The 12039-nt window shown below is 74.1% G+C and carries 9 protein-coding genes; 6 read left to right on the top strand and 3 right to left on the bottom strand.

Going from position 1 to position 12039, the window contains the following annotated elements:
• Positions 1-31: 31 nt before the first annotated feature.
• Positions 32-259, bottom strand: a complete 228-nt coding sequence (locus tag OTB16_RS07275; RefSeq protein WP_267719087.1) for a hypothetical protein — start codon at positions 257-259, stop codon at positions 32-34.
• A 198-nt stretch (positions 260-457) separates the two neighbouring features.
• Between OTB16_RS07275 and OTB16_RS07270 the strand changes: the two genes are divergently transcribed.
• The 6 genes from OTB16_RS07270 (at position 458) to OTB16_RS07245 (ending at position 9590) form a co-directional block, all read left to right on the top strand.
• Entirely contained in the window at positions 458-2332 is a 1875-nt protein-coding gene (locus OTB16_RS07270; RefSeq protein ID WP_267719086.1) for an AfsR/SARP family transcriptional regulator, read from the top strand.
• 94 nt (positions 2333-2426) lie between these two features.
• On the top strand, positions 2427-5726 hold the full coding sequence (locus OTB16_RS07265) for a non-ribosomal peptide synthetase (protein WP_267719085.1): 3300 nt from the start codon (positions 2427-2429) through the stop codon (positions 5724-5726).
• 46 nt (positions 5727-5772) lie between these two features.
• Positions 5773-7179 carry a serine hydroxymethyltransferase gene (locus OTB16_RS07260; protein WP_267719084.1) on the top strand — a complete coding sequence of 469 codons (1407 nt, stop codon included), beginning with the start codon at positions 5773-5775 and terminating at the stop codon, positions 7177-7179.
• Positions 7176-7865: a DUF2461 domain-containing protein gene (locus OTB16_RS07255; RefSeq protein ID WP_267719082.1), complete on the top strand. Its 690-nt coding sequence runs from the start codon at positions 7176-7178 to the stop codon at positions 7863-7865. Before OTB16_RS07260 ends, OTB16_RS07255 begins: the two co-directional genes overlap by 4 nt.
• Positions 7862-8983: a threonine aldolase family protein gene (locus OTB16_RS07250; protein WP_267719081.1), complete on the top strand. Its 1122-nt coding sequence runs from the start codon at positions 7862-7864 to the stop codon at positions 8981-8983. Before OTB16_RS07255 ends, OTB16_RS07250 begins: the two co-directional genes overlap by 4 nt.
• Positions 8984-9008: 25 nt before the next feature.
• Entirely contained in the window at positions 9009-9590 is a 582-nt protein-coding gene (locus tag OTB16_RS07245; protein WP_267719080.1) for a GNAT family N-acetyltransferase, read from the top strand.
• Positions 9591-9703: 113 nt separating this feature from the next.
• Here the strand turns inward: OTB16_RS07245 and OTB16_RS07240 are convergent, their stop codons facing one another.
• Both OTB16_RS07240 and OTB16_RS07235 read right to left on the bottom strand, forming a co-directional pair.
• Positions 9704-10849, bottom strand: a complete 1146-nt coding sequence (locus OTB16_RS07240) for an acyl-CoA dehydrogenase family protein (RefSeq protein ID WP_267719079.1) — start codon at positions 10847-10849, stop codon at positions 9704-9706.
• Complete coding sequence (locus OTB16_RS07235) at positions 10846-12036, bottom strand: acyl-CoA dehydrogenase family protein (RefSeq protein WP_267719078.1); 1191 nt, start codon at positions 12034-12036, stop codon at positions 10846-10848. The genes OTB16_RS07240 and OTB16_RS07235 overlap by 4 nt, the downstream gene beginning before the upstream one ends.
• Between the last annotated feature and the right edge of the window lie 3 nt (positions 12037-12039).

Below are 12039 nucleotides of genomic sequence, written 5' to 3'. Positions count from 1 at the left end.
CGGTCGACCCGGGGGGATCTGCCGGGCGGGGTCAGCCCCAGGGCATGTCCTGGGTGCGGTCGCCGTGGCCGCCGTGGCGCGGCGGGTCCAGCGGCTTGACGACGCCCCAGGGCATGTCGTCCGCCAGGACGGTGGTGCCCGTACCAGCCGTGGCGGCCAGCGCGCCCCCCGATCCCACGAACACTCCTGCGAGTACCACCAGGCAGGCCGCCGCCGTCTTGGTCGTCTTCGCCGTCTTCGCCGCGTGGGTGCTACGCATCGGGAATCCCCTCTCGGTGGAGCATCTGCGCCGCTCGCTGCGGCATGAATGGAACAGTAGGGACGCCTCCTTTTCGTTCAATGTTCCGTCGATTTCATGACGCGCGCCGCCCACGAAATCGCCACGATATCGAGGGAACAACGGACTCCTCTAGCTTCGTTCAGAGATTCTTCCCATGAATCACGGATGGGGCGGTAGATGGAATTCCGAGTGCTCGGGCCAGTCGAGGTACGGCGGGACGGCCGGCGGGCGCCGTTCTCCGGGGCGAAGCTTCACACCGTGCTCGCGGCGCTCCTCGTGGCCCGCGAAGAGGTGGTCTCCGACGAGCGGCTGTGCCGCCTGCTGTGGGGCTGGGCTCCCCCGGCCACCGTCAGCGCACAGCTCTACACCTACATTTCGCGCTTGCGCAAGATCCTGGGCGCCGACGCACTCATCGACCGCAGGCCGCCTGGATATGCCATGAGCATTGGAAATTCCACGCTGGATCTGCGGGAATTCGAGGACCTGGCCCACGATGGCCGGGAAGCACTGCTCCGCGAGGACTTCGAAAAGGCCGGAGACCTGCTGCGCGACGCCCTCGCCAAGTGGAACGGCCTGCCTTTCGCCAACGCGACGGAATATCTCGCCGACGCGGAGGCACCGCGTCTGATAGAAGCCCGGACCGTGGCCCTGGAACTCCGCATCACCGCGGACCTGGCCCTCGGCCGGCACGAGCAGATCACGGGCGAACTCACCGGCCTGGTGGCTGAGTTCCCCCTGCGCGAGCGCATCCGATGCCAGCTGATGACGGCTCTGTACAGGTCCGGGCGCCAGGCGGACGCCATCCACCTCTACCACCACGGCCGCGCGGTGCTCTCCGAGGAACTGGGCGTGAACCCCGGCGAAGGGCTCCAGTCGACCTACCGGGCCCTGCTCGACGGCACGCTGGACCGGCGTCCGCGCCCCGCTCCGGCCCTGCTCTCGCCCGCCCGGCCGAGCGGGCCGGACGGTTCCGGCCATCCCGCGCCCGCGATGCTGCCCCCGGACACCGTCGACTTCACCGGCCGGGAGCGCGAACTGGGTCTGCTGTGCCGGGCGCTGGCCCCCGAGAGACAGAGCGCCGGGCGGCCCCGGCGGGTCCTGGTGACCGGTATGGCCGGGCTCGGGAAGACGGCCCTGGCCGTCCACGCGGCACACCGCTGCCAGCGGGACTTCCCCGACGGGCAGCTGTACGCCGACCTCCGCTCCCCCGACGGCACGCCGCGGCACCCCACCCGGGTCCTGCTGCACCTGCTGCGCGCGCTGGGCCCGGTGGACGACGTACCGGTCACCGCGGACCAGGACCACCTCGTACGCCTCTACCGCGAGCGGACCAGGGGCAGGCAGCTGCTGATCGTGCTGGACAACGCCTCCGGAGCCGCCCAGCTGGGCCCGCTGCTGCCCAACACCCCTGAGCCGGCCGTGCTGGTCACCGGGCGTACGGCGCTGCCCACCGTGGCCGGGGCGCACACCGTGGCCCTCGCGCCCCTGGAGGCGCGGGATTCGATGGCGCTGCTCGCCGCCGCGGCCGGACCCGACCGGCTGGCCGCCGCACCCCGCGCGGCCTCGGCGATCGTCGAACACTGCGCCGGGCTCCCGCTGGCCCTGCGGATCGTCGGGACGCGGATCGCCGCCCGGCCGCGGTGCAGTCCCGACCGGCTGGCGGGCCGGCTCGCCGATCCGGCGACCCGGCTGCGGGAGCTGCACTCCGGCGACCTGGACGTGCACACCTCGCTGCTGCCGTCCTGGCGGGCGCTGGTCCCCGAGGTGCGGGAGGTGTTCCCGGTCCTGGCCGGCCTGGGGCCGCAGCCGTTCCCCGCCGCGGACGCCGCGCTCGCGCTGAACCGGCCGGAGGGCGAGGCGGAGCGGCTGCTCGAGGCGCTCGCCGACGCCGCGCTGCTCGAGGTCAGCGGCGCGGACGAGCGGGGCCAGCCCTGCTACCTGTTCCACCCGCTCGTACGGCTCTTCGCGCTCTCCCTCGGCGAGGACGCGGCGGCCCCCGCCGAGCCCGCCGGCCGCACGGAGCATAACCGGCGGCTAACTCACCGCCCCTAGCCTCGCCCTGCCCCGCAGCACGACACCCCGGGCCGCACCGCACCCGGGGCCGCCGGCCCGTATCCGTACCCGTAACACCGAATGGAGTTGGACCATGACCGAGCTCCTGCCCGCTCGCGCGGACAGTGCCGTGTCCTTCCCGATGACCGAGACGCAGCAGGCGCTGATGATCGGGCGGAGCGAGGCCGTCGACCTGGGCGGTATCGGCTGCTACGGGTACTTCGAGTGGGAGCGCCCGGACCTCGATCCGGAGCGCTTCGCGCACGCCTGGCGCACGGTGGTCGCCCGCCACGACATGCTGCGCGCCATCGGAGGGCCGGACGGCACCTCGTGGGTCCCCTCCGACCCGCTCCCCTTCGACATACCGGTCATCGACCTGCGCGACCTGTCCGAGGACGAGGCGCACAAGCGGCTGGCCGAGCTGCGCGACGAGATGAGCCACGTCGTCTTCCCCGTCGGCAGCTGGCCGCTGTTCGACCTGCGGATCATCCGGCTGGGCGGCCCGGAGGGGCCGGGCCGGATCCACCTCGGCATCGACCTCCAGGTACTGGACGCCTCCAGCGCCTTCCAGGTGCTCTTCCCCGAACTGGTCGACCTGTACGAGAACCCGGACGCCGTGCTCCCGGAGTCCGGGATCTCCTTCCCCGAGTACGCCCGCTGGCGCGCCGACGCCCTCCCGCACACCGAGGCCTTCCGCGCCGCCCGTGAGTACTGGGTCGAGCGGATCCCCACCCTGCCGCCCGCCCCCTCGCTGCCCACCGCCGGCGCCGCGGAGAGCGGGGACGGCCACGAGGTCCGCTTCGACCGGCGCGAGCACCGCCTCTCCCCCGCCGACTGGCAGCGGTTCGCCGAGCGGGCGCACGGGGCGGGCCTGACGCCGTCGGTCCTGCTCACCGCCGCGTTCGCCGAGGTCGTCCGCTGCTGGGCGGAGGAGACGGAGTTCACCCTCAACTACCCCGTCTTCCAGCGCCCCGCCGTACACCCGGACATCACCGGCGTGCTCGGCGACTTCACCAACGCGGTGATGCTCGCCGCCGACGGCTCGGGCGCGACCTTCCTGGACCGGGCGCACGCCCTGCGCGACCAGCTCGCCCGCGACGTGGAGCACGGCTCCTTCAACGGCGTCCGGGTCCTGCGGGAACTGACCCGGCTGCACGGCATGGGCGCGCAGGCCGGGATGCCGGTCGTCGTCACGAGCCTGCTCGACTACCCGGTGCGCAGGCCCGTCACCGACCTGGGCCGGGAGGTGTACTCGATCTCGCAGACCCCGCAGGTCTCGCTCGACGTGCAGCTGCGCGAACTCGACGGCGAACTGCGCATCATCTGGGACTTCGTCGACGGGGCCTTCTCCCCCGGCTTCGTCGACGCGGCCTTCGGCGTGTACGTGGACCTCGTCGGGCGGCTCACCGAGGACCCGGACAGCCTGCACACCAAGCGCTTCGACCTGATCCCGCCGGCCGAGCGCACCCTGCGCCGCGAGGTCAACGACACCGCCGGGCGGATCCCGTACACCACCCTGCACGAGCTGTTCGCCGCGCAGGCCGAGCGCACGCCCGACGCCGAGGCCGTCGTCGACGGCGACCGGCGCCTGAGCTACGCCGAACTGGCCGCGTACGCCTGGCGGATCGGGCGCACGCTGCGCGAGCACGGGGCGGCCCCCGGCGAGCTGGTGGCCGTGGTGATGGAGAAGGGCTGGGAGCAGTACGCCGCCGTCTACGGCGTCCTCGCCTCCGGCGCCGCCTACCTGCCGCTGGACCCGTCGGTGCCGCCGGAGCGGCTGCGACGGCTGCTCGCCGAGGCCGGCGTCGACCGGATCCTCACGCAGTCGTCCCTGGAGTCCCGGGTCAGCTGGCCGCCCACGGCGCGCCGCTACCGCGTGGACCGCGACTTCGAGGCCGGCGACGCCACCCGCCCCGACACCGCGCAGACGCCGGCGGACCTCGCGTACACGATCTTCACCTCGGGCTCCACCGGCGAGCCCAAGGGCGTGATGGTCGACCACATCGGCGTGGTCAACCTGGTCCAGGACGTCGCCACCCGCTTCGGGGTCGGGGAGCGGGACCGGCTGCTGGCCATCTCGGGGCTGCACTTCGACGCGTCGGTCTACGACGTGTTCGGGGTCCTCACCCAGGGCGGGACCGTGGTGGTCCCGCCGCCGTTCGAGCACGCGGAGCCCGATGTCTGGGCCGACCTGGTGCGGGCGGAGAAGGTCACGCTGTGGAACTCGGTGCCGGTCCTCATGGAGCTGCTCGTCGGGGAGGCCGAGGTGCGCGAGCGGCGCGACGGCGGCCGGCCCCTGGAGTCCCTGCGGCTGTCGGTGCTGTCCGGCGACTGGATCCCGCTCACCCTGCCCGACCGGCTGCGGGCGCAGAGCCCCCGGATCGAGGTGGTGGGCTCGGGCGGTCCGACCGAGACGATCTGCTGGTCGCTGTTCCAGCCGATCGGCGAGGTCGACCCGTCCTGGACGAGCATCCCGTACGGCAGGCCCATCACGAACCAGCGGTACTACGTCGTCGACGCCACGGCGTACGAGCGGCCGCTCGGGGTGGTCGGCGAGATGGCTGTGGCCAGCGACGTGGGGCTCGCGCTCGGCTACTGGAACGACCCGGAGCGCACCGGCAGCCGCTTCGTGAGCCTCCCCGAGACCGGGGAACGGGCCTATCTGACGGGCGACCTGGGCCGCTACCTGCCGGACGGCGCCATCGAGATCCTGGGCCGCGACGACTTCCAGGTGAAGATCCAGGGGCACCGGATCGAGCTCGGCGAGATCGAGGCCGTGCTGCGCCAGGACGCCGAGGTCGAGGCGGCCGTGGTCGTGGCCCCGGCCAGCGCCCACGGGGTGCGCCGGCTGCACGCGTTCGTCGTGTCGGCCGCCGGCCCCGAGGCGGCCGCGCGGGTGCTGGAGCGGCTCGCCGCGCAGCTCCCCGCGTACATGGTGCCGTCCGCGCTCACCGTGCTGGCGGAGCTGCCCCTGACCCGCAACGGCAAGGTCGACCGGCTGCGGCTGGCGGAGTCCGCCGGACGGCAGCAGTCCGCCTCGGACTCGGCCGCCGGCGAGGCGCCGGCCGGGACGGGCAGCGCCCTGGAGCTCGTGCTCTGCGCGGCGGTCGCCGACATCCTCGGCCTGGACCGGGTGGCGCCCGGCGACAACTTCTTCAGCCTGGGCGGCGATTCGCTCAGCGGCACCCGGCTGGCGGGCCTCCTCAAGGAGCTCCTCGGGGTTCCGGTGCCCGTCAAGACAGTGTTCCAGAACCCGCTGATCTCCGAGCTGGCCGGGAAGATCGCCGCGGACGAGCAGCACGGTGCGGAGGCCGTCGCGGCCGCCGAGGCCTTCGGCGAACTGGAGGCGGACGGGGCGGACGAGGCCGCGGGGGGCGCCGCCGTCGCCCCGTAGAGCACAGCACGCACGGTCATCACGACCCATCCGAGAGGGGACAGTCATGAGTCTCACCCTGCCCGCGCCCGTCACCGGTCCCGTGGACGAGGAGGCGCCGCCCGCCGCGGCGGCGCCCGCGCCCGGAGCCGATCCCGACCTGGTCGACTTCGCCGGCCACGCCACGCGCAGACTGAGAGAGCGCGATTCCGTCCTGTACTCCCTGCTGGCCAGGGAGTCGGCCCGCCAGCGCGACACCCTGATGATGGTCGCGGCGTCCAGCGTCGCCGACCCCTCCGTCCTGGCCTGCGAGGGCAGCGCCCTCGGCAACCTGACCGCCGAGGGATTCCCGGGGAACCGCTACCACGCCGGGTGCGGGGTCGCCGACGACATCGAGCGCCTGGCGATCGAGCGGGCGTGCGCGGCCTTCGGAGCGCAGGACGCGATCGTGCAGCCGCACTCCGGTTCCTCCGCGAACCTGGCCGTGATCACGGCGCTGCTCAGCCCCGGTGACAGCCTCCTCGGCCTCGACCTGGACTGCGGCGGCCACCTCACCCACGGCTCGCCGGCCTCGGTGACCGGCCGCTACTACCGGGCCCACGGCTACCGGGTGACGCCGGACGGGCTGCTCGACTACGACCAGATCCGCGAACTGGCCCTGGAGCACCGGCCGAAGCTGATCGTGTGCGGGGCGAGCGCCTACCCCCGCAGCATCGACTTCGCCCGCTTCCGGGAGATCGCCGACGAGGCCAACGCCTACCTCCTGGCCGACATCTCGCACATCGCCGGGCTGGTGGCGGCCGGGCTGCACCAGAGCCCCGTCGACCACGCCCACGTGACGACGACCAGCACCTACAAGCAGCTGTACGGCCCGCGCGGCGGGCTGATCCTGCTGGGCCGCGACGCCCGCACCTCCGGTCCGGAGCGCGGCACCCTGGCCGCGACGCTGCGGCGCGCCGTGTTCCCCTTCACCCAGGGCACGCCCGACCTGGCGTCGGTGGCGGCGAAGGCGCGGGCGCTGGACTTCGTGGCCAGCCCCGACTTCGCCGAGCTGGCCAAGCGGCTCGCCGACGGGGCGCAGGCCATCGCCGAGCGGCTGACCGACCGTGGTCTGCGCCTGGTCACCGGCGGCACCGACACCCACATGGTCCTGCTCGACCTGCGGGGCACCGGGGTCACCGGTGACGTGGCCGAACAGGCCCTGGAGTCCTGCGGGATCGTCGTCAACCGCAACCGGGTGCCCGGTGACACCACCCCCGTACGGGTGACCGGCGGGCTGCGGCTCGGCACCAACACCCTCGCCGCCCGGGGGATGGACCGTACCGTGGCCGCCGAATGCGCCGACCTGGTCGCCGACGTCCTGGAGGAACTGCGCGGGCCGGCCGGCGTCCTGCCGGACGCGGTGCGGGACCGGGTGCGCGCCAAGGTCTCCGAGCTGTGCGCCCGCCACCCCCTGCCGGGGTACCTTCCGTGACCTTCGGCGGCTTCCCGCCCTCGGCACTGCGCCTGTACGAGGACCTCGCGGACGACAACGACAGGGACTCCTGGCGGCTGCGCCACCGCGAACGGTACGAGCGCGACGTGCGCGGGCCGATGGACGAGCTGGCCGCCGAACTGAACGGGACCTTCGGGGAGTCGTCCGGGCCGGGCGGCGTGCGGGTGCTCGGCCCGGTCCGCGACACCCGGATGTCGCACGACAAGTCCCCGTACAAGACCTATCAGGGCGCCTACCTGGACCTGCTGCCCTGTCTGGGCCTGTGGGTGCACCTGGACCGGCACGGGCTGTACGCCTCCGGGCGCTACTACCCGTACGCCGGCGCCGAGGTCGCCCGCTACCGCGCCGCCGTCGAGGAGGAGGACGGCGGTGCGGAGCTGGCGGCCGTCGTGGCCCGGCTGGAGGCCCACGGGTTCACCATCGGCGGCGACCGGCTCAAGTCCCGCCCCCGGGGGGTCCCGGCGGACCACCCGCGGCTGGACCTGCTGCGCCACCGCAAGATCGACGCGGGCCGCCGCTTCGGGCCGGACGCCGGCCTGCACACGGCCCGCGCCGCGGACCTGGTGCGGGAGACCTGGCTGCTGGTGCGCCCCCTGCTGGACTGGGTGGCGGCCCGCGATCTGACCCCACGCCCACGCGAACAAGGAGCTGACCAGCCGTCATGACGAACCCGAACCACCCCGGGCCCCACCCCGGGCCCCACCCCGGAACCGGGGCAGGCGCCCTCCCGGCGGTCGACCTGCGCAGCGACACCGTGACCCGGCCGGGCCCCCGGATGCGGGCCGCGATGGCGGCCGCCGAGGTCGGCGACGACCTGTTCGGCGAGGACCCGACGGTGCGCGCCCTGGAGGACCGGCTCGCCGGGCTCTTCGGCTTCTCCGCCGCCCTGTTCGTGCCGTCGGGGGTGATGGCCAACCAGATCGGGCTCCAGCTGCTCGTCGGCCCGGGCGAGGAGCTGGTGTGCGACGCCGAGGCGCACATCCTGGCGCACGAGGAGGCCTCCCCGGCCCGCTACGGCGGGATCCAGACGCGGACGGTCGCGGCGGACCGCGGCGTGATCACGGCGGCCGCGCTGGCCGGGGTGGTCCGGCGCGGGAACCCGTACACCCTGGGCACCCGCGCGGTGGAGGTCGAGCAGACCCACACCCGGGCCGGCGGTACGGTCCATCCGCTGGAGACGCTGCGCGCGGTGCGGGAGCTGACGGCGCGGGCCGGGGTGTCGGTCCACATGGACGGCGCCCGGATCTGGAACGCCATGGTCGCGAGCGGGACGGCGGCGGCGGCGTACGGCGCGACGGCCGACTCGCTCGCCGTCTGCCTGTCGAAGGGGCTGGGCGCACCGGTCGGCTCCGTACTGCTGCTGGCGGCCGAGCACCTGCCGCGGGCGCGCAGGCTGCGGCACGGCCTGGGCGGCGGCATGCGGCAGTCGGGCATCCTGGCGGCCGCCGGACTGTACGCCCTGGACCACCACGTGGAGCGGATCGCCGAGGACCACGCCCACGCGAGCCTGCTGGCGGCGGGGCTGCGGGACGCGGGATTCGCGGTGCGGCGCCCGCCGGAGACCAACATCGTCCTCGTCGAGGCGCCCGGCGCCGAGGCGGTCGTCGCACGCGCCGCACGGAAGGGAGTGCTGGTGACCGCGCCCGGACCGGACGTGATCCGGCTGGTCACCCATCTGGATGTAGGACGGGAAGCGTGTCAGCGTGCCCTGGAGGTCCTGGCCGCGGTCAGGATCGAAGTCGTCCCCGGGGTGCGGAACTTCGCACCCGCGGGGCACTTGTAAGAGCGGAAGAGAGTGAAGTAGCGCCATGAGTTTAGAAGTACGGCCCGCCACGGCGGATCTGTGGGACGACGTCCGCAAGGTGCTCCAGCCGAAGAAGAGCGCGCACACGTGCTGGTGCATGGCGTGGCGGCTGTCCACCGGCGACTACGGCCGGATGACGGCGGACGAGCGGGGTGAACACCTGCGCACCCTCGCCGAGAAGGCCGATCCCCCGCCCGGGGTCCTCGGCTTCGTGGACGGCGAGGTGGCCGGCTGGTGCAACGTGGCGCCGCGCCGGCAGCTCGACCGGCTCACCGCCTCCAAGACCATCACACCGGTGGACGACCTGCCCGTGTGGTCGGTGACCTGCTTCGTCGTGCGCAAGGAGTTCCGGGGGAAGGGGGTCGCCTCCGGCCTGCTGGAGGGGGCCGTCGAACACGCGCGCTCCCACGGTGCGCCGGCCGTGGAGGGGTATCCGGTCGACCCGGAGGGCGGCCGGGTCAATCCCACGCTCGCCTACGTCGGGACGATGGACATGTTCGAGCGGGCCGGCTTCCGCCGGGTCACGCGGACCGAGGCCAAGAGCGACAAGCGGCACCGCTGGGTCATGCGCCGCGACCTGGAGTGAGGTGTCCCGGTCGGGGCCGGGAGATCCGGCCCCGACCGGGAGGGGCAGGGGTTCCCGCTGGGCGGGGGCCCCTTTCCCGTACCGCCGCACGGCATCCCGTGCGGGGCCGGCCCTCAGGGGGTGTGCGCCGCGGTGTCCCACAGCTGGGCCGGGCGCCCGCAGCGCATGGCCTCCCATGCCGCGCGCCGGTAGCAGCCGGCCACCAGGCCGTCCCGGACCAGGCCGGAGGCGCCGTGCAGGTGGACCGCTTCGCGCGTCACGTCGAGGGTGGTCTCCGCCGTGAGCGCGATCAGTCCGGCGGCTTCCCCCGGCGTGAGCCGCCCCTCGTCGAGGTCGCGGGCGGCGTCGCCCACGGCCCAGCGGACGGCGTCCAGCCGGGCCAGCAGTCCGGCGACGCGCAGCCGCGGCCCCTGGTGTTTGACGAGGGCCTGGCCGAACTGCTGCCGGCCCCGGATCCGGGAGACGACCGCGGTGAGCGCGGCCGCCGTGATCCCGGCCAGCAGGGACGCCTGGTGCACCGCCGCCCGCAGCCCCACGCGGGCGAGCGCGTGCTCGGCGGCGAGGCCGCGCAGCAGCACCGATTCCGCCGGTATCCGGCTCTCGTCGAAGACTGCGCTGGAGACGGCGCCGCCGCCGTGGTCGCGCAGCGGGCGTACCTGGACGCCCGCCGCGGGCAGCTCGACGAGCGCCACGCACGGGCCGTCGGGGCCGCTCGCCAGGACCAGCAGGGCGCCCGCCCCGACGCCCGCGGCGAAGGGGCCGCCCGCGCCGGTGAGCACGACGCCGCCGGTGTCCCCGTCGGGCTTCCACGTGATGCCCGGCGGTACGGCGCCGCGCGGGTCGGGCAGCCGCCCGGGGACGGCGAGGGGCAGCTCCCCGGTCCGGACCCGGTCGAGCAGGGCGTCGGCCGACTCGGGCGCGAGCGGTCCGAGGCCGGAGACCAGGTCCAGGGCGAGCAGGGTGTCGGGCAGCGGGACGGGCTGCATGGAGTTGCCCGCCTCCTCGCAGACCATGGCGAGAACCGCCTGGCCGAGGTCGAGCCCGTCCTTCTCGATGGGCAGCGCGAACTCCCACGCGCCGACCTGCGTCAGGGCGTCCCAGGCGCCGCCGGGTGTGTCCCCGTCGACCTCCAGGCCCTGGCGCACGGTGAGCCGGAGCTGCCGGAAGAGGGAGTCCTCGTCCTCCCGCTCGCGCCAGCGTTCGGGCGCCGCCGGCGCTCCGCCGCCCGTCCCGTTCCCGTTGACCGCCTGTGGTGTCACGGCCGTACCTCCGCCCCTGAGTCGAGACGCAGCCGGGCCAGCGTCTCCAGCATCATTTCGGCGGTGCCGCCGGATATGCGCATTCCCGGGGCTTCGCGCATCGCCGAATCGAGTGGGTGTGCCACCCCGTCGACCTGGGGGTCGTCGAGGGTCATGCTGCGGTCGCCGTCGAGTTCGGCGGCCCACCAGGCCACCTCCGCGGCGAGTTCGGTGGTGTACCACTTGGCGGCGGCGGCCTCGTCCTCGTTGAGTTCCCCCCGGTCGAGGCGGGTGAGGACGCGGCGGACCAGGGTGCCCGCCGCGAGCAGCCGGGCGTTGAGCTTGGCCAGGCCGATCTGGTCGTGCTGGCCGGCCTCCAGCCGGTCGGTGTGGGCCTCCAGGCGTTCCACGGCGGCCCGGTACCAGCGCAGCGCCTTGACGTAGTAGTCGAGGCCGGTGCGCTCGAAGGCGAGCGTCTTGACGACGATCGCCCAGCCCTGGCCGGTCTCGCCGACGACGTCGTCGGCGGTCACGGCCACGCCGTCCAGGGTGACCTCGTGGAAGGCGTCGTCCATGATGCCGGGGATCTGCCGGATGGTGACGCCCCGCTGGGCCAGCGGGACGAGGAACAGGCTGAAGGCGTCGTCCTCGCCGCGGGCCAGGCACAGCCCGTAGTCGGCCATCCGGGCGAAGAGCGAGTGGACCTTGGTGCCGTACAGCTTGTAGCCGCCCTTCCCGTCGGAGACGGCGCGGGTGGAGAGGATGTTGAGGTCGGAGCCGGCCTGGGGTTCGCTGAACAGCACGCAGCCGAAGGCGGTGCCGGCGGCGAAGCCCGGCAGGTGGCGGGCCTTCATCGCCGGGCTGGCGACGTTGAGCAGGGTGGAGCCGACGATCTGCACGGTGAGGGTGTGGAGCAGGTCGGGGACGTCGTGCATGGCCAGTTCCTCGACCAGGACGGCGGCCGCGACCTGGCTGACGCCGCGGCCCCCGTACTCCTGCGGCCACTGGGGTGCCAGCAGACCCCGCTCCCCCAGGGCCCGGTGGACGGGTCTCGGGTCGCGGGTGCGGCGGGCCTCGGCCACGGGCGCGGAGACCAGGATGTCGTGGACGTCCTCGCGCAGGGCCCGCATGGGGGTGCGGGGCACGTCGGCTCCGCTCCGTACGAGCCCGCAGTCCGCGGGCGCACGGTAGAACTCGGTGGTGAGCACGGG

The sequence above is a fragment of the Streptomyces antarcticus genome (genome assembly GCF_026627255.1).
GTDB classification, from domain to species: domain Bacteria; phylum Actinomycetota; class Actinomycetes; order Streptomycetales; family Streptomycetaceae; genus Streptomyces; species Streptomyces antarcticus.
This window is presented reverse-complemented; position numbering and strand designations above follow the sequence as displayed.